The 18,240-nt window shown below is 65.5% G+C and carries 11 protein-coding genes; 7 read left to right on the top strand and 4 right to left on the bottom strand.

Features of this window, described 5'->3' with window-relative positions; translation table 11 throughout:
- Positions 1–30 precede the first annotated feature (30 nt).
- The 6 genes from KR767_RS15215 to KR767_RS15240 all read left to right on the top strand — a co-directional run bounded on the left by KR767_RS15215 (position 31) and on the right by KR767_RS15240 (position 14,396).
- On the top strand, positions 31–1,413 hold the full coding sequence (locus KR767_RS15215) for an Hsp70 family protein (RefSeq protein ID WP_166948461.1): 1,383 nt from the start codon (positions 31–33) through the stop codon (positions 1,411–1,413).
- A 293-nt stretch (positions 1,414–1,706) separates the two neighbouring features.
- Positions 1,707–2,693: a helix-turn-helix domain-containing protein gene (locus KR767_RS15220; protein WP_166948459.1), complete on the top strand. Its 987-nt coding sequence runs from the start codon at positions 1,707–1,709 to the stop codon at positions 2,691–2,693.
- Positions 2,694–2,826: 133 nt separating this feature from the next.
- The gene (locus KR767_RS15225; protein WP_250876855.1) at positions 2,827–10,053 is read left to right on the top strand and encodes a YadA-like family protein; all 7,227 of its coding nucleotides are present in this window, start codon (positions 2,827–2,829) and stop codon (positions 10,051–10,053) included.
- A gap of 98 nt (positions 10,054–10,151) precedes the next feature.
- The gene (locus tag KR767_RS15230) at positions 10,152–11,114 is read left to right on the top strand and encodes an LD-carboxypeptidase (RefSeq protein WP_250876856.1); all 963 of its coding nucleotides are present in this window, start codon (positions 10,152–10,154) and stop codon (positions 11,112–11,114) included.
- A 163-nt stretch (positions 11,115–11,277) separates the two neighbouring features.
- Positions 11,278–12,888 (top strand): methyl-accepting chemotaxis protein, encoded by a 1,611-nt coding sequence (locus KR767_RS15235; RefSeq protein ID WP_250876857.1) that lies wholly within the window; start codon positions 11,278–11,280, stop codon positions 12,886–12,888.
- Positions 12,889–12,905: 17 nt separating this feature from the next.
- Complete coding sequence (locus tag KR767_RS15240; protein WP_345779878.1) at positions 12,906–14,396, top strand: chloride channel protein; 1,491 nt, start codon at positions 12,906–12,908, stop codon at positions 14,394–14,396.
- Positions 14,397–14,621: 225 nt separating this feature from the next.
- Here KR767_RS15240 and KR767_RS15245 read toward each other — a convergent pair whose 3' ends face one another.
- The 4 genes from KR767_RS15245 to sbcB form a co-directional block, all read right to left on the bottom strand.
- Positions 14,622–14,921 (bottom strand): hypothetical protein, encoded by a 300-nt coding sequence (locus KR767_RS15245; RefSeq protein WP_250876858.1) that lies wholly within the window; start codon positions 14,919–14,921, stop codon positions 14,622–14,624.
- Between the two features lie 100 nt (positions 14,922–15,021).
- Complete coding sequence (locus tag KR767_RS15250; RefSeq protein ID WP_166948449.1) at positions 15,022–15,216, bottom strand: hypothetical protein; 195 nt, start codon at positions 15,214–15,216, stop codon at positions 15,022–15,024.
- Between the two features lie 252 nt (positions 15,217–15,468).
- Positions 15,469–16,158, bottom strand: a complete 690-nt coding sequence (locus KR767_RS15255; protein ID WP_166948447.1) for a DUF2461 domain-containing protein — start codon at positions 16,156–16,158, stop codon at positions 15,469–15,471.
- Between the two features lie 11 nt (positions 16,159–16,169).
- Positions 16,170–17,594, bottom strand: coding sequence for an exodeoxyribonuclease I (gene sbcB / locus KR767_RS15260; RefSeq protein ID WP_166948445.1), 1,425 nt, complete (start codon positions 17,592–17,594; stop codon positions 16,170–16,172).
- 77 nt (positions 17,595–17,671) lie between these two features.
- Between sbcB and orn the strand changes: the two genes are divergently transcribed.
- A complete protein-coding gene (orn, locus tag KR767_RS15265) occupies positions 17,672–18,238 on the top strand; it encodes an oligoribonuclease (RefSeq protein WP_250876859.1) in 567 nt (188 codons plus the stop codon).
- The last annotated feature ends 2 nt before the right edge of the window (positions 18,239–18,240 follow it).

Raw genomic sequence — 18,240 nt, forward strand, 5'->3', positions numbered from 1 at the left:
ATGCACGGTTTTTCGCACCGGGAACCCCACATGCGCATCGGCATCGACTTTGGAACCAGCTATTCGGCGGCGGCCGCGGTGGTGGACGGGCAGCTTGAGCTGGTCCGCTTCGGCGAGGCGCGGCAGTTCCGCACGGCCGTGTTCTTCCCCGAGGTGGTGCCCGACGTGGACGACTTCGTGCTCACCCCCGCCCTGGAAGCCCAGGTGGAAGCCTTCATCCGCTCGACCCGAGCCGACGAGCGGCAGAACGGGCGCTCGCCGCGGCCCGATGGCACCCTGCGCCGCGACGCCATCCGCGTCGTACGGCGGCAGTGGATGGAAGAGCGCATCCGCGAGGCCTCGGGCTCGGTGGCCAGCTTCCAGGATGCCTTGTTCGGCGAGGAGGCCGTCGAGGCCTATCTCGAAGAGGGCACGGGCAACCTCATCGAATCCCCCAAGTCCATGTTCGGTTACCGGCTGGACCCCCGTGTGCGCAAGACCATCGTCAGCATCGCGGCCCATATCCTCGAGCACGTTCGCCTTGTGGCCACCCGCCAGTTCGGGACTCCGGTGCGATCGGCCGTGATCGGCCGGCCGGTCGAATTCCGCAGCTCCATGGGACCGGCAGGCGGCGAGCAGGCCCTGTCCATCCTGCGCGAGGCAGCCGGCGTGGCGGGTTTTGACGACGTGTCCTTCCTGGAAGAGCCGGCGGCAGCGGCCATGCACTACCACCTCTCGCTGGCGGAGCGGCAGCGCGCCCTGATCGTGGATATCGGCGGTGGTACCACCGACGTCGCCTACGCCGAGCTGGGCGCAGGCCAGCCCCCGGTCATGCGTCGCAGCTGGGGCCTGCCCCGGGGTGGCACCGATCTGGACGTGGGCATGAGCCTGCACGCCTTCATGCCGCTGTTCGGCAAGGATGCCGGAGCCGTGCCTGTGCACCATTTCGTGGAGGCGGCCAGTGTCCACAACCTCCCCAAGCAGCGTGAATTCCGCAAACAGGACTACCGCATGGTCGAAGAACCTTACGGTGCGCGCCTGCGCGCCCTGCAGGGCAGTGGCCAGACCACCCGCCTCAACCAGGCGGCCGAACGCATGAAGATCGATCTAAGTGGAAAGCCCTCGGCCAGCACCTCCCTCGAATTCATCGAGTCCGGACTGGCTGTTAATGCGGCTTCCGACGATTTTTTCGTGGCTTCGGAGGATTTTCTCGATCGAATTTCCAGGCTGCTGATTCAGGCCGGCGCGGATATTGAAGAGGCGCCCTCGAGTATTTTCCTGACCGGAGGAACATCACGCTCGCCGCAGGTTCGCGACAGGGTGGCCGCAAGCTTCGAAGGCATCCCGGTGGTGCATGGAGACCCCTCGCTCGGCGTAGTATCCGGCCTTGCGCAGGCGGCACTTTTGCCAAATTCGTCAGATAGTTTCATCTGACGTTACGCGAAATCGGCATTTTCACAACGTACTGGCAATTCCTGCATTACATCGTTAGATATAAGCACGGGCGATTCGTGCCGGGAGCTAGCCGATCGCCCTATTTTGGGAGTATTTTCCAATAGCATGCAGGCTGGCGTGCTGGGACGTTTGTGGGGGGTAAATATGGGAGTGAGGTGCGTTCGGTTCAGGAAGGGCAACGAAAGGGGCGTTGCCGGGACAAAGCATCGCCACGTCGATACTGTCCCGCCGATGCGACAGTTGTTGATTAAGTTCCACACGGAGGTCCATGCATGAGCCGTCCATCCGATGTGCAGGGGTTGGAGGACTACGATCTGGTGACGCTGGGCGCTGCGCTCGGGGTCTGTGACGTCGACCTGCTTACCTTGAGTCCGGCACGTCCGCGTGCTGCCATCGCCACGAAGACCCATGACGGGGTCACCTACTTCAGTGCGCATATCGATTTCGACGTGCGCGGATCGCTTACCGTTCCCGACGATTCCTGCATGCTGGTCTACCTGCACGAAGCCGGTGAACGCAGCTGGTGCCAGGGCGTGGGCATCGAATCGGACATGGCCGTGACCCTGCTGAGGGGAACGCCCACCGATTTCATGTTCGAACGGGGCACGCGCTTCACCCTGGTGATTGCGCCTTACGCCAGGTTCCGTACGCGCTTCATGGCATCGGACCACGCTGACGTCGATATGGCGGCGCAGCGGCTACGGTTGTTCTCGGTGCATTCCGAGCACCTGAAGCGGGCCTATCGCCAGATCCGCGACCGCGTGAACGAATCCGACGATACGGCCTTCGGCCCCGTCGAAGACCTGCTCGACGAGCACATCCGCGTGGCATTGGCCTCGTCGTCCGAGGAGAGGCCGGTGGCCTCCCGTGGTCGTCGTGCCCATTACCAGGTGATGCGCCGGGCAGAGCGGTTCATGCGGGCCAACCTGCGTCGCGACATCTACTCGCACGAGCTCTGCCAGGCGGCAGGAGCGAGCGAACGCGGACTGCGCTACGCCTTCGACGACCTGCTGGGCATTCCACCCAATCGCTATCTCGCCATGCTTCGCCTGTGCACGGCTCACCGTAGCCTGATCACCGCGGAAGCCGGGCGTCGTTCGGTGAAGTCGGTGGCGCTCAGCTGCGGCATGTGGGACCTCTCGCGTTTTGCCGAGAAGTACCGCAGCGTGTTCGGCGAGCAGCCGCGCGAAACGCTCACGCGCAGCGTGGCGGCCGAAGATCTCGCCGCGGCAGGTGAGGGAGGATATGACGGCTGGTGACCGTGATCGATTTGGCATTGTGCCGTTTAGGGCTAGCTGATTGCCGCAATTGATCAACGGTATCCGGGCGGGACACCTCTAATCGAACCCTACGCGTCCTGTACGCAGGGAAATCGAAGCGGGGGAGACTGCCGTGAAACGTTCAGTAGCCTTGTTCATGGGGCGCGTCGCGCAAGCGACGCGCCTTTTGTTTGTCGCATTCAGCCGCCTTGCCATGGTTCGTCTTGCGCTCGTGGCAGCCGTGGTTTTCCTCGCTGGCACTGCCGGCGCACAGCAGGCGGCCCCGCAGGCAGGCACTGCATCGAACGGTACCGTGACGCCTTCTGCCAGCAAGGAAAAGGCACCGGTTGCCAGGAAGGCAAAGAATAAAAAGGCGCAGGACGACGAGGACGATACGGCCACGACATCGTCTGCGAAGGATGAAACGCCGGTGACCTCATCGGTGGCCGGTTCAGGCCCACTGAACACCTTCGGTGCAGGACGCCAGGCGCTTACGTCGTCGCCTGCAACGACCAATTTTGTCTCGGCACAGGGCATTTCGCCATCGATCATCGCCCCGGGCGATCCGCGTTATCCGCTGCCTGCGGAGCCTTTCCGTGCGGGCCTGATCCTCGGTTCCGGCGGGCTCATCGCACCATCGAACACGTCGCTGGCGCCCACGATCACCACGTTGCTCAACCCCAGTTCGCAGTACATCAACAGCGGCGCACTGAACCTCAACACGGTGAACATCACCGGTACGTTCCAGAGCCTGGGCATCGGTGCCGCGAACCTGGTGAACCTCACGCCCACATCGACGGCGATCAACGGCACGTTGCTCGGCCAGAACCAGCACCTGACGCTGCTCGGTGGCGTGACCTCCGACAGCTACATCACCAACATCAACCGCGGTACCGACAACTTCACCAACGGCGGTCTCGGCGGCATCCTGTTGCCGGGTGGTTCGCCTGCATGGTCGGCCGACTGCGCCAGCCTGCTCGGCATTCCGCTCGCCCGCTGCTGGGCCGTCAATCCGGCGCAGGATAACCAGGTGATCGTCGGTGACCGGGCCACGGCCAACGGCTCGCAGGAAGTGGTGATCGGTCGCGGTGCGAGCCATACGCTGCCCGCCGAAGACGCCAATAACGTCTTCCCGGGCAATGGCCGTAACGATCCCACCAATCCTTCCGGCGTGCCGACCAACAACTTCGCCACGCGCAAGGGCAATTCCGTGGTGATCGGCGACAGTGCGGCGGGCACGGCAAACGCGCAGACCATCCTTGGCGCCAATGCGACATCCACCCAGGTCAACAGCGTCGTGCTGGGTAATGCCTCGCTGGGCGATCGTGCGGCACAGGCGGGGTATACCGCTTTCGGCCTTACCCCAGTGCAGAATTCCGTCGGTGCCGTCTCCGTGGGCAGCACAGGTAACGAGCGGCAGGTGTCGCATGTTGCGGCAGGCAGTGACAACTACGATGCGGTCAACGTATTGCAGCTCAAAGGTGCGCTCGCGGGCATCGGTGCACTCGATCTGCTGGCGGTGACCTACGATCCCGACGGCAGCGGCAACCCCACCAACTCGATTACGTTGAAGGGGACGGGCACCGGTTCGGTCGGCCTGCACAACCTGGCACCGGGTGTCCTGGGTGCGGCGAGCCTGGATGGCGTCAACGGCGCACAGCTCAACACCACCAATCAGGCGGTGGCTACGTATTTTGGTGGCACCACCACAGCCAACGCGGCCGGCGTGTTCACCGCGCCCACCTTCAATACACCACTGATCAGCACAAGCGGGGGCGTCACACCCGGCGTCGCCAATGACGTCACGACGGCCTTCAACAACGTCGGCGGTTCGCTGACCAGCCTGAATACGCAGATCGCCAACATTGCCGCGGGTTCGCTGCCTTATCTGAAAATCAATTCCACTGGCGCTCCCAGTACGGCCACCGGTACCGATGCGATCGCACTCGGTTCGGGCGCCAATGCAGCCAATAACAACAGCATTGCGCTGGGTGCGGGCTCCACGACCACGGTGGGTGCGCAGACGGGGTATACGGCCATCGGTCTTGCTACGCCGCAGAGCTCGTTGGGCGAAGTGGCTATCGGCACACGCAAGCTCACCGGTCTTGCCGCTGGTAGTGCACCCACGGATGCGGTGAACGTGGCGCAGCTGTCCGGCGTGAACAACGCCGTATCGTCGCTGGGCAAGCTTGCGGTGCTGTACGACGCGGACGGGTCGGGTAATGCGACCAACCACATCAGTCTCGTGGGCGCCGGCGCGGGAACGGTCGGACTGGGCAATCTGAGCGCCGGATCGCTCGCTGCAGGCAGCACCGATGCGGTAAATGGCGGTCAGCTCAATACGACCAACCAGGCGGTGGCCACGTATTTCGGTGGCACCACGGCGGCGAACAATGCAGGCGTATTCACCGCGCCCACATTCAACACGCCGGCGATCAGCACGACCGGGATCGTTACGCCGGGCACCGCGAACAACGTCACTACCGCGTTCAATACCGTAGGTGGTTCGCTCACGGCGTTGAATACCCAGATCGCCAACATCACGGCAGGCTCCCTGCCGTATCTCAAGATCAATTCCACTGGTGCACCCAGCACGGCTACCGGTACCGATGCCATCGCCCTCGGTTCGGGCGCCAATGCAGCCAACAACAACAGCATTGCGCTGGGCGCAGGCTCGACGACTACCGTTGGTGCGCAAACAGGCTATACGGCCATCGGCATAGCCACGCCGCAAAGCTCGCTGGGCGAAGTGGCCATCGGCACGCGCAAGCTCACGGGCCTTGCCGCCGGCAGTGCCCCGACGGATGCGGTAAACGTGGCGCAGCTGACCGGCGTGAACAATGCCGTCTCGTCGCTGGGCAGGCTTGCCGTGCTGTACGACGCGGACGGGCTGGGCAACGCAACCAACCACATCAGCCTCGTGGGCACCGGTGCCGGAACGGTTGGCCTGGGTAACCTGGGGCCCGGCGCGATCAACGCGACGAGCACCGATGCCGTGAACGGCACGCAGCTCAATACCACCAATCAGGCGGTCGCCACCTTCTTCGGTGGCACGACCGCGGCGAACGGTGCGGGCGTATTCACCGCACCGACGTTCGATGTTCCCGTAATCAGTAACGGTGGCGTGGTAACGCCCACCACGGCCGGCGACGTCACGACAGCCTTCAGCCGGGTCGGCGGCTCGCTGACCTCGCTCAATACGCAGATCACGAACATCAACGCAGGCAACCTGCCGTACCTGAAAATCAACTCGACAGGTGCCCCCAGTACGGCAGCGGGCGTGGACGGCATCGCACTGGGGTCCGGTGCATCCGCGGGCAACGCCAACAGCGTGGCGCTGGGCGCAGGTTCCGTCACCACGGTGGGCGCACAGACGGGCTATACCGCGATCGGCATCGCCACGCCGCAGAGTTCGCTGGGCGAGGTGGCCGTCGGTACGCGCAAGATCACCGGGCTCGCGGCAGGCAGTGCGGCGACCGATGCGGTGAACGTGGCCCAGCTCACCGGGGTGAACAACAGCGTCTCCGCCCTGGGCAAGCTGGCCGTGCGCTACGACGCGGACGGCCTGGGTAACGCGACCAACCACGTCAGTCTCTCGGGTACGGGCACGGGAAGCGTGGGTCTTGGCAACCTCGGTGCCGGCACGGTCACGGCAACCAGCCTCGACGCCGTGAACGGTACCCAGCTGTTCGGTACCAATACGACGCTGGCGGGATACCTGGGTGCGGGTGCCGGTTTCAATGGCACGACCGGTACCTTCACGCCGCCGGCATTCTCCATCGGCGCCATCGACCTCGCGGGCAATGTCACGCGCAACACTTACGGCACGGTGGGGCAAGCACTGTCCCAGCTCGACTCGTCGCTGGGCAACGTGAACATCCGCCTCAATGCACTCGACACGGGCGGTGCCCAGTATGTGGCCGTGAACTCCACGGCGGTTTTGCCGACGGCAACGGGCGCGGAAGGGATCGCCATTGGGGGCGCCGCCACGGCCGGTGCCGCCGGGGGTGTTGCCATAGGCAACGGGGCCTCAGCGGCCAACGCCAACAGCGTGGCACTGGGTGCGGGTTCGGTGACCACCGTAGGTGCCCAGACCGGGTACACGGCGTTCGGCCTCACCGCGCCGCAGACCTCGCTCGGCGAGGTGAATGTGGGTACCCGCAAGATCACCGGTGTGGCGGCGGGCAGTGCGGCAAGCGATGCAGTAAACGTCGCTCAGCTCTCTGCCGTGAGTGGCGACGTGGGCTCGCTCGGTCGCCTGGCGGTGCGTTACGACGACGACGGTGCGGGCAACCCCACCAACAACATCACGCTGACGGGCGCAGGCACGGGCACGGTAGGTATCCACAATGTCGGACCGGGCGTGCTGTCGACCACCAGCCATGATGCAGTCAATGGCACCCAGCTCAACGCGACGAACCAGGCCGTGGTGACGTATCTCGGTGGCGGCACGACGGTGGATGCGGGTGGCAATTTCACCGGCCCGACCTACAACGTACCGGTGATTGGCACGGACGGCACCAACACGCCAGGTAACGCAGGCTCGGTCGGCGGTGCGCTGACGACCATCGGCGACTCGCTGGGCAACGTCAACACGCGCATCTCATCGCTCTACACCGGTGGCCTGAAATACGTGCAGGTGAACTCCACGGCCGCCGCCGCATCGGCGACGGGCGCGGAAAGCATCGCCATCGGTGGTGGGGCGACGGCGGCGAACGCGAACAGCATTGCGCTTGGCAATGGTTCGGCGACGACCGTTGGTGCTCAGGTGGGGTACACGGCCTACGGCATCACGGCACCGCAGACGTCGAACGGTGAGCTGAACCTCGGCAACCGCAAGATCACCGGCGTAGCCGCCGGCACGCTGGATAGCGATGCAGCCAATATCCAGCAGTTGCGTGCAGTGAGCACCGATGTCGGTTCGCTCGGTCGCCTGGCGGTGCGTTACGACGACGACGGTGCGGGCAACCCCACCAACAACATCACGCTGACGGGCGCAGGCACGGGCACGGTAGGTATCCACAATGTCGGACCGGGCGTGCTGTCGACCACCAGCCATGATGCAGTCAATGGCACCCAGCTCAACGCGACGAACCAGGCCGTGGTGACGTATCTCGGTGGCGGCACGACGGTGGATGCGGGTGGCAATTTCACCGGCCCGACCTACAACGTACCGGTGATTGGCACGGACGGCACCAATACGCCAGGTAACGCAGGCTCGGTCGGCGGTGCACTGACGACCATCGGCGACTCGCTGGGCAACGTCAACACGCGCATCTCATCGCTCTACACCGGTGGCCTGAAATACGTGCAGGTGAACTCCACGGCCGCCGCCGCAACAGCGACCGGTGCGGAAAGCATCGCCATCGGTGGTGGCGCAACGGCAGCGAATGCGAACAGCATTGCCCTTGGCGGCAACTCCGCCACCACGGTGGGTGCGCGCACCAACTACGCCGCCTATGCGCTCACGACGCCGCAGAGCTCCACGGGTGAAGTGAACGTCGGCGGTCGGCAGCTCACGGGCCTCGCGGCTGGATTGTCGGATAGCGACGCCGTGAATGTCTCCCAGCTGCGTGCCGTCAACGACGGCGTGGCCCAGGCAACGGCGGGGGCAGTCAATTACGACCGCGACAGCGGCGGCAACAAGCTCAACCACGTCACCCTGGCGGGTGGCGTAGCGGGCACGGTGGGCATCGGCAACCTGGCCGATGGTGCGGTGGCGGCGGGCAGCCACGACGCGATCAGCGGCGGCCAGTTGTTCACCAGCAATGCCGCCCTCGTCGGGTTCCTCGGTGCAGGGGCGGCGTTTGATCCGCTTACCTTGACATTCACCGCGCCGACGTTCGCCCTGCGTCCCGTGGATGCGAATGGCAACGTCTCCAATGCGAGCTTCGGCAATGCAGGCGCCGCCTTCAATTCGATCGACGGCTCCGTCAATGCATTGAACGCACGGGTGAACAGCCTGGCGTCTGGCATCAACACGCCCTACGTCGCCGTGAGCTCCACCCAGGCACCCGCCCAGGCCAGCGGTACGGAAAGCGTGGCCATCGGCGGCGGGACCGTCGCATCCGGCGCGAATACGGCGGCCTACGGTTCCCAGGCACAGGCAACGGCTGCGGGGGCGACGGCCCTTGGCGTCGGTTCGCAGGCAACGGTGGCCGGCGGCGTGGCCCTTGGATCAGGCTCTGTAGCCAGCCGCACGGGCAGTGGTACGGAAGCCTTCAGTGGCGTCGCCGTGCCAGCGCAGGGCGTTGTCTCGGTGGGCACGGCGGGTGCCGAACGGCAGATCGCCAACGTGGCCGGTGGCACGGACGACACCGATGCGGTGAACGTGCGTCAGTTGCGGGCGGTAGCCAACCTGGCGGGCAGCATCGGCGCATCGTCCGTGCAGTACGACGACGCCACGCACGGTAGCGTGACGCTGAATCCGGGCGGTGCCGCCGTGCATATCGGCAACGTGGCGGCCGGCAGCATCGCGCAGGCCAGCGCGGACGCCATCACGGGTGGACAGCTGTGGCAATGGACGCAGAACACCGGCAATGCCTTCAGCAACGTTGCCCTCTACAACAGCATCCTCGCCTTGCAGCAGGGCGGTAACGGTGGCGGCACGAATGGCGCACTCAGCGTCAACAACAGCAACAACCTGCCCAACGCGGCGTCTGCCGGTGGCAACAGCGTCGCTGCCGGTGCCGGTTCCAGTTCGTCCGGTGCCAACAGCACGGCCGTGGGCAACGGCGCACAGGCTACGGCACAGAACTCCGTGGCCGTGGGTGCGGGCTCGGTGGCCGATCGCGCCAACAGCGTTTCGGTGGGCAGCAAGGGCGCCGAGCGGCAGGTCACCAACGTGGCGGCGGGCACCGCCGATACCGATGCGGCAAACGTGAGCCAGGTAAATGCCGTGCGTGCCAGTGGCGTCCACTACGATACGCGCGCGGATGGAAGCGTCGATTACGGCAACGTCAGCCTGGGTTCGGCGGGTACGCCGGCCGTGGTCCACAACGTGGGTGCCGGCACGGCCGCCACGGACGCTGCCAACGTCGGGCAGCTGAACCAGGTGGCCGACTGGTCGCGCAGCTACACCGACCAGAAGGTCAACGCCATGAACCGCACCATCCAGAACGCCAACAACCGGGCCAGCGCGGGTGTCGCCTCGGCGATGGCGATGGCCGGATTGCCACAGGCGACCACGCCAGGGCGTAACATGGCGGCCATAGCGGGCGGTACGTTCCGTGGCGAATCGAGCATCGCGGTGGGTGTGTCCACGGTGACCGACGGCGGCGGCTGGGTCTACAAGCTCAGCGGCACGGCCAATTCGCGGGGCGATGCCGGTTTCAGTGTGGGCGCAGGCATGGAGTGGTAACGATGGAGCAAGGGGCGACATTACCCGAACCGGTCAACTTCGGGTTGCCTTCATCGGGGCGTAGCGGTATTGGTATGGCCGGTCACATGTTCCCAGTCATGCCGAAACATCTCGATATACGGCTCATCGCTCCCTCCGGTTACGCGGAAGACCGCGCCGCCTGCCAACGTGGCATCGAACGCCTGCAGGCGGCCGGGCACACCATCCTCGGCGACGGCGTGGTCGATCGCGTCGCGCTGCGTTTCGCCGGCAGCGACGCGGAGCGTCTTGCCGACATCAACGCGCTTGCCGACCCCGATATCGCCCTGCCCGACGTGGCGATGGCGATCTGCGGTGGTTACGGCGGCATTTCCCTGCTCGAAGGCATCAATTACACCGGGCTGGCGGCACGTTTCCGTGAATCGTCCTGCGTGTTCGTCGGTCATGGCGATTTCACCGTGATCCAGTGCGCGCTTTACGCGAAAGCGGGCATCGGCTCGCTGCACGGCCCGATGCTGGTGCAGGATTTCGGTCCGGCCTACCTGCGTGAAAGCACCTGGCGCCACTTCTGGCAGACCCTCCAGGAGCCCCGCACCGAGGTGGGCTGGATCTGCCCGGAGCCACAGTCCGACCTGTTGGTGCAAGGCACACTGTGGGGCGGCAACCTGTCGGCGCTTTGCAGTCTCATCGGCACGCCGTACATGCCGGCCTTCGATGGCGGCATCCTCTACATCGAGGAAACCGGCGAGCTGGTCTACCGCATCGAGCGGATGCTCTACGAGCTGAAGCTCAGCGGTGTACTCGATCGCCAGCGCGCGGTGCTGCTGGGTGGCCTCGGTGGCCAGCGGGTGAGCGAGTACGACAACGGTTACGACCTCGATCACGCCCTGGAACGTTTCCGCCGCATCTGCGACGTACCCATGCTGCGCGGTCTCGTGTTCGGCCACGGTCCGGACAAGTGGACGCTGCCGTTCGGCGCCAGGGGGTTGCTGCGGGTGAATGGCGGCACCGCCACGCTCACCGCCTTCGATTACCTGTATGCAGGGCGGACAGGCAACGAGGCGCCACGCCCCCGATACTGAAGGGCGCAAGTATTCAATTTGCAACAATCGGCGCCAGTTCCTTTTTCATCAAATACTTGCGATTTGCCGTCAGGTTCAAGCCCGGACCTTTTTTGCCGATAACCGGCAAGGTTTCTCTCGGGAGTGAAGGGTGATGACGGTCAGGTGGCGAATCATTTTGACCATGGCAGGGGCTCTGGTGGCGGCAATCGTCATCGGGGCTACCGGCCTGGTGGCACTGGGGCGGACACAGTCCAGCCTCGAGTCGATGTACAGGGACACGCTGATGCCGATCGTCCATGTGACGAACGTGCGCACGGCGCTGACGGACCAGAGGGCGGCGTTCAACCGGGCGCTCGTGGTGGCGACACCCGAGGCAGTGGCCGAGGCGCGCCAGCGGATCGATGCCATCGGCGTGCAGCGTGAGAAGGCCTGGAGCGCCTACTACCCGGCATTGGTGACCAGCGACGAGGAGCGGGGCCTCGCCAAGGTCTTCATCGCTGCCGAGCAGGTGGCCGACCAGCGCCTGAAAGAAGGCCTGGACAAGGCCGCGGGCGACCGGGCGACCGCCGTGGCCTTCCTGATCAAGCAGATGGCACCGGCGCTGGACGCGGCGACCAATGGCATCGGGCAGATCGTGGCGGTGAACGAGCGGCAGGCCGACGAGGCCTTCGTCGCCTCCTCGCAGCGCGAGCACCAGATCGTAATGCTGACGATCGGCGTGCTGGTGGTATCCGGCGTGCTGGTGGCGCTGGCGGGGTTCCTGTTGATCCGCGCCGTGATGGTGCCGCTGCTGCGTGCACGCGATCTTGCCGGGCGCATCAGCCAGGGTGAACTCAACCATCACCTGCATGTCGACGGGAGCGACGAACTGAGCGACATGCTTCGTTCGCTCTCGGCCATGGACGTGAAACTGACCGAGATCGTGGGGCGCGTGCGCGACAATGCACGCCAGGTCACCTATGCGGCGCGCGATATTTCCGCGGGTTCTGACGATCTGTCCAGCCGCACGCAGGAGCAGGCGTCCTCGCTGGAAGAAACCGCGGCATCGATGGAGGAGATGACCGCCACCGTGCGTGAAAACTCCGAAGGCGCCGGGGTGGCGCGCGACCTCACGGTGACACTGTTGCGCGATGCCACGACCGGTCGCAGTGTCGCGGGCGATGCGGTGAGCGCGATGGCGCAGATCACCGAGGCCAGCCGCAGTGTCGGCGAGATCGCCGTGCTGATCGACGAGATCGCGTTCCAGACCAACCTGCTTGCACTGAACGCCGCCGTGGAAGCGGCGCGTGCCGGTGAACAGGGCAGGGGTTTCGCGGTGGTGGCCGGCGAGGTGCGCGTGCTGGCCCAGCGCAGTGCAACGGCGGCACGCGACATCAAGAAACTCATCGGCGATGCCGCCGAGCGTGTCGATACGGGCTCCGTGCTCGTGCGTCGCACGGGGGAGGCGCTGTCGCTGATCGGCACGGGGGCCGACAAGGTATCCGGCATCGTCGGCAATATCGCGGCGGCTTCGTTGCAGCAGTCGGCAGGCATCGAACAGGTCAACAGTGCGGTCACCGCGCTCGATGAAGTCACCCAGCAGAACGCGGCCCTCGTGGAAGAAACCAGCGCCGCCAGCCGGCAGATGCTGGAACTGGCGGAAGAGCTGATGCGTCAGGTGGCGTTCTTCCATATCGATGGCGAGGAAGACCAGGCAACGGCGCCCGCGTCCACCCGGCGCGTATCGATGCCTTCGGTAACCCGTCCGCTGCCGAAGGCGGATCAGGACACCGTGATCTGGCAGGAATTCTGACCAGCCCCGGGGCAGGGATGCCCCGTTCATCTGCCAGCCAGCTACGAAGCGCCGTTCCCGGTAGCCTTTCCGCGACGTACTTCCTCGCGGCCCCCACCATGACCGACCCCCTGCATATACCGCACGATCGTGCGGCGCTTCCGCTCGCCCCTTCGCTGGACCAGGCGCTCGTCGATGCCCACATGCCGACGCGCCTGCCGCTGCTTGACGCACGCATCCTGCGCATCGGATTGCTTGCCGTCGTGCTCGGCATGGGCGTGGCGTGCGTGGCACGCCTGTTGACGATGCTGATCGGGCTGGTGACCAATCTTGCGTTCTTCGGACGCCTCGATACCGCGTTCGTCAGTCCGTCAGGGCACCACCTTGGCGCGTGGGTCATCGTGCTGCCGGCCGCGGGCGGCCTGGTCGTGGGTGCGATGGCGCGCTGGGGATCGCGGGCCATTCGCGGTCACGGCATCCCGGAAGCGATGGAGCAGGTACTCACCAACGAAAGCCGCATTCCTGCGCGTATGACCTGGCTGAAGCCGGTCTCGTCGGCGATTGCCATCGGCACGGGCGGTCCGTTCGGCGCGGAAGGACCGATCATCGCCACGGGTGGCGCACTTGGCTCGCTGCTTGGCCAGCACCTGCCGGTAAGCGCCGACGAGCGAAAAACCCTGCTGGCGGCGGGCGCGGCGGCCGGCATGGCGGCGGTGTTCAGCGCGCCGGTCTCGGCCGTGCTGCTGAGTATCGAACTGCTGTTGTTCGAACGCCGCGCACGCTCGTTGTTGCCGGTGACGCTCGCCGCTGCGGCGGGTACGGGGGTGCGATTCGCGCTGGAAGGCCCGGGGCCGGTGTTTTCGATGCCTGCGCTGTCGGCCGTGGCGCCGATGGCCCTTATTGCCTATGCCTTGCTCGGCGTGGTGATGGGTGTGGCCGGTGTCGCCATCACCCGGCTGACCTATGGCATCGAGGATGCTTTCGAAAAGCTGCCGATCCACTGGATGTGGTGGCCGGCGCTGGGCGGCCTGGTGGTCGGTGCCGTGGGCTACGTGGCCCCGGCGACGCTCGGGGTGGGCTACGAGAACATCGTGGCCGTGGTGTCGGGGCACCTGGGCCTGGCGGCCATGGCATGGCTGGCGCTGGCGAAACTGGTGTCGTGGTCGGTCGCCCTGGGCAGTGGCACGTCGGGTGGCACGCTGGCGCCCTTGTTCACCATTGGCGGCGCGGCAGGTGGCGTGGCGGGCGTGCTGCTGGCGCAGATTCCGTGGTTGCATGTGGACCCCCGCATGGCTGCGCTCATCGGCATGGCTGCGCTGTTCGCCGGAGCGACCCGCGCCCTGATGACCTCGGCCGTGTTCGTGTTCGAGACCACATTGCAGCCGCACGCACTGCTGCCATTGCTGGCCGCCTGCGCGACGGCCTACATCGTCTCGGGCCTGATGATGCGCCACACGATCATGACCGAGAAGATCGCCCGGCGCGGGGTACACGTGCCGACGGATTTCGTGGCCGACCACCGCCCCTGATCCCCCCCCTGTAGGAGCGCGCCTTGCGCGCGACCGGTAAGACCGTTGCGCTGTAATGGTAGCCGCGGCACTGACGAGTACCTGCCTTGCCAGGGGGGCATGTTTTCGTGCGAGGCGTTCGCCCTGGACGGTCGCGCGCGAGGCGCGCTCCTACAGGGTGTGGGTTACTTAATGAAAAACCCGGCGCCTTGCGGCGCCGGGTTTTCGTTTCACAGCCGGGGCGGATTACTTGCCGGCGGTGGAGGCGGCAGCCGGCGCGGTGGCATCGTCTGCCTTCTTGTGACCCTTCTTGTGGGTCGACTTCATCGTGCCGTTCTCGCTGCCGGCGGCGGCGCTGGAGGCGTCCGAGCTGTCGGCAGCCTTCTTGGTATGGGCCTTGTGATGGGCCGGCTTGGCGGCGGTGGAAGCGGCGGCCGGAGCAGCGCTCTGGTCCTGGGCAGCGGCGGAGCTGTCCTGTGCGAACGCGGCGCCGCTGAGGACGGTGCAGCCAGCCAGCATGGCGAGGATCAGTTTCGTGTTACGCATGAAGAGATCTCCTTGGAAGCGATGGGGTGTGCTACGGAACGTGCTGCTTCAAACGATGTACGTATTGCCTGTCACCCCGGCCCGGTGGCCGGGTGAATGCTTACTTCGTGGCGGCCTTGGCCGGCTTGGTGGCCTTCTTGTGGTGCGTCTTCTTGTGACCGGCCTTGGCCTGCTGGTGAGCGGCGGCGTGATGGCCAGTGGCGGCCGGAGCCGGAGCGGCATCCTGCGCGAACGCAGCGCCGCTGAGGACGGTGCAACCCACCAGCATCGCGATGATCAGTTTCGTGTTGCGCATGACGACGATCTCCTTGGAACGAATGGCGCCATGAAAAGAATCACGATGCACGGCGCGTGGGCATCGCTTTACCGGTCAGACCGGATGTGTACGTTCGGTGCAGAAGCTAGCGCGTTTTATCTGAACAATGTCGTGGTCTATGCGACATTTCGTAGATTCCGTTCAGCAAGTAATTAGTCTGCGTTAAGTGACGGTACGGCGTGTGCGGCTTTGCCGGAAACACAGGCTGATGGGGCAATTTCTTGCGATTGCTCAGAATTCCAGCTCCTGGGCCGCGCACAGGTAGTCGACCATCGGCGCGAGGCGCTTGAAGTGGTCCACCACGAAGGGCAGCAGTTCCGCCGAACAGGCCATGGCTTCGTCGAATTCCTGGCCGGCGGCGTAGTTCTTCCGTTTCAGGTCTTCGATGAGTTCATGGTTGGGATCGAAGCCGCGGGGCGGCCGGGTAAGGCTCTCGCCCCAGAAGCTGTAACGCTCGCGGAAGGCCTTGGCCTGCGTCGCACGTTTCCATGAGTCGGGGTTGTCGGCCAGGAATTCGCGCAGCTTCTTCAGCACCGGCGGCTCCGGATGCCACATGCCGGCACCGACGAAGCACTCATCGGGCTGGATATGCAGGTAGAAGCCCGGGGCCGGGATCTCATGCCGGCGCTCGTGGAAGAAGCGCGAGCCCTGCCAGCCCTTGTAGGGCTGCTTGTCACCCGCGAAACGGGTATCGCGGTGGATGCGGTAGAGCGAGCCGCCGACCTTGCGCGGATCAGCGCGGTAGTGCTCGCTGATCTTTGCCAGCGGGGCCTGGATATCGGTGATGAACTGGGTGAACGGCTCGCGCACGTGACGCTCGTAGTCGTCCTTGTGGGCGTGGAACCACTCGCGGTTGTTGTTGCGCACCAGCGACTTGAAGAAGCGGAAGGTGGCAGGGGAGAAATAGCTCTTGTGCGGCATGGATGGCTCGTTCAGCGCAGGTGGATCGCCCAGGCGTCCAGTTCGTCGAGCAGGGCGTGCGGGGCATCGGGCATGGCGCGCATGGCGGCCAGCTCCGCGGTGTATTCGTCGAAGGTGAGTGTTGTGAGCGGGCCACGGCGGGTGAGCCGGTCGAGGCGGAAGGCCTCCCAGCGGGCCTGTTCGTCTGCGTCGAGTGTTTCCGGCCAGTTCCTGGCCCGGTAGCGGAAGAGCAGCTCCGGATAGCGGGGGTCGCGGAACGGGAAACTGCGCGTGCCGAGCTGCCCGGGCGGGGTGGCCCGCACGTCGGCCAGCAGGGCGCGGTCCGCATTCGGCAGGAATGCCCCATAGAGGCCCAGCTCAGGGTCCTCGGCCGGCGGCAGGTCGGCTGCCCGTGCATAGACGCGGCGCAGCTTCTCGGCCAGCCCTTCCGCGGTGCGAAGCGTGACCAGATGGCGCTCCACGGCGTCCATGTCCAGGCCCAGGCGTTCCATGTTGGCACCCTTGAGCACGGACAGGGGGGCCAGTGCCGGGGCATGGTTGGCGCGAACGGTACGCAGGGCGATACGCTCGACCCCTTCGGGCAGGTCGGCCCGGGAGGTGAAGACGCGATCGGCGATGTCGCCGTCGTCCAGGGCCAGCAGGTCGGCCGGGTCGGCCGTGAGGTCGTAGACGATGACCTCGCCCTGTCGCGACGGGTGCGCGGCCAGCGGGGCGATCACCGTGAGGCAGTGCCGGCTGGCGGGATAACGGGAGGAGACATGCACCACCGGTGTCATGGCGGCCACGTCGAGCAGCTCGAAAACGCGCTGCTTGCGGCGCAGGGCGAAATACCACTCCCACAGGCGCGGCTGGCGCTCCTTCAGCAGGCGGGCGAGGGCGATCAGGGCTTCCACGTCGGACAGGGCATCATGCGCGCGGTCCTGCTTCAAGCCGTTGGCGCTGGCCAGGTGCTCCAGCTTGAAGCTGGGTGTACCGTCGTCACGCGAGGGCCATACGATGCCCTCGGGGCGCAGTGCCTGGCACATGCGCACGAGGTCGATGAGGTCCCAGCGCGAGTTGCCGTTTTCCCATTCACGGCCGTACGGGTCGTAGAAGTTGCGATAAAGCAGGTGGCGGGTGACTTCGTCGTCGAACCGCAGCGAGTTGTAGCCCACGGTGCAGGTGCCCGGGCGCGCGATCTCGTCGTGGATCGCCGCCGCGAATGCGGCCTCGCACAGGCCCTCGCGCTCGGCCAGCTGCGGCGCGATGCCGGTGATGAGGCTTGCGACGGGCTGGGGCAGGGAGTCACGCGGCGGCTTGCAGTAGATCATCAGCGGCTCGCCGATGATCTCCAGGTTGGCGTCGGTGCGGATGCCGGCGAACTGGGCCGGTCGGTCGCGGCGCGGGTCGGCGCCGAAGGTTTCGTAGTCGTGCCAGTAGAAGGTCGGTTCGGCCATGACGACGATGATCGCATGTCACGACCTGATTTCGACGGCCCTTGCCGCTAGACTTCACCGCACTCAAAGGAGCCCCCATGTCGCAAGCGCACGAAGACAACCTCATCTGGATCGATCTGGAAATGACCGGTCTGGACACGGACAACGATTCGATCCTCGAGATCGCCACCATCGTGACCGACAAGGATCTGAACGTGCTTGCCGAAGGGCCGGTGTTCGCCATTTCCAACACGGATGCCCGCCTTCAGCAGATGGATGCCTGGAACCGCAACCAGCACATGCGCTCGGGCTTGTGGAAGCAGGTGGTGGAGTCGCATACCCATGCAGACCAGGCCGAGGAGGCCACCATCGCATTCCTGAAGAAGTGGGTGCCCGCCGGCAAGTCGCCTATGTGCGGCAACTCGATCTGCCAGGACCGCCGCTTCCTGCACCGCGAAATGCCGAAGCTTGAGCGCTACTTCCACTACCGCAACCTCGATGTTTCCACGCTGAAAGAGCTGTCACGCCGCTGGTCTCCGGAAATCGCCAAGGGCTTCCAGAAGGACTCCGCCCATACGGCGCTGTCGGATATCCGCGACTCCATCGACGAGCTGCGTTACTACCGTCGTTTCATGGGCGCCATCGGCGGCCAGCAGCCGGGCTGATC

The organism is Luteibacter anthropi (assembly GCF_023699965.1).
Lineage (GTDB): Bacteria > Pseudomonadota > Gammaproteobacteria > Xanthomonadales > Rhodanobacteraceae > Luteibacter > Luteibacter anthropi.

What these genes read in the sequence shown, in the direction of transcription:
- KR767_RS15240 (WP_345779878.1), top strand. Translation starts at nt 12,906, where the DNA reads ATGCCCCGTTCATCTGCCAGCCAGCTACGAAGCGCCGTTCCCGGTAGC.
- KR767_RS15235 (WP_250876857.1), top strand. Translation starts at nt 11,278, where the DNA reads ATGGCAGGGGCTCTGGTGGCGGCAATCGTCATCGGGGCTACCGGCCTG.
- KR767_RS15220 (WP_166948459.1), top strand. Translation starts at nt 1,707, where the DNA reads ATGAGCCGTCCATCCGATGTGCAGGGGTTGGAGGACTACGATCTGGTG.
- KR767_RS15215 (WP_166948461.1), top strand. Translation starts at nt 31, where the DNA reads ATGCGCATCGGCATCGACTTTGGAACCAGCTATTCGGCGGCGGCCGCG.
- KR767_RS15245 (WP_250876858.1), bottom strand. Translation starts at nt 14,921, where the DNA reads ATGCGTAACACGAAACTGATCCTCGCCATGCTGGCTGGCTGCACCGTC.
- sbcB (WP_166948445.1), bottom strand. Translation starts at nt 17,594, where the DNA reads ATGGCCGAACCGACCTTCTACTGGCACGACTACGAAACCTTCGGCGCC.
- KR767_RS15250 (WP_166948449.1), bottom strand. Translation starts at nt 15,216, where the DNA reads ATGCGCAACACGAAACTGATCATCGCGATGCTGGTGGGTTGCACCGTC.
- orn (WP_250876859.1), top strand. Translation starts at nt 17,672, where the DNA reads ATGTCGCAAGCGCACGAAGACAACCTCATCTGGATCGATCTGGAAATG.
- KR767_RS15255 (WP_166948447.1), bottom strand. Translation starts at nt 16,158, where the DNA reads ATGCCGCACAAGAGCTATTTCTCCCCTGCCACCTTCCGCTTCTTCAAG.
- KR767_RS15230 (WP_250876856.1), top strand. Translation starts at nt 10,152, where the DNA reads ATGCCGAAACATCTCGATATACGGCTCATCGCTCCCTCCGGTTACGCG.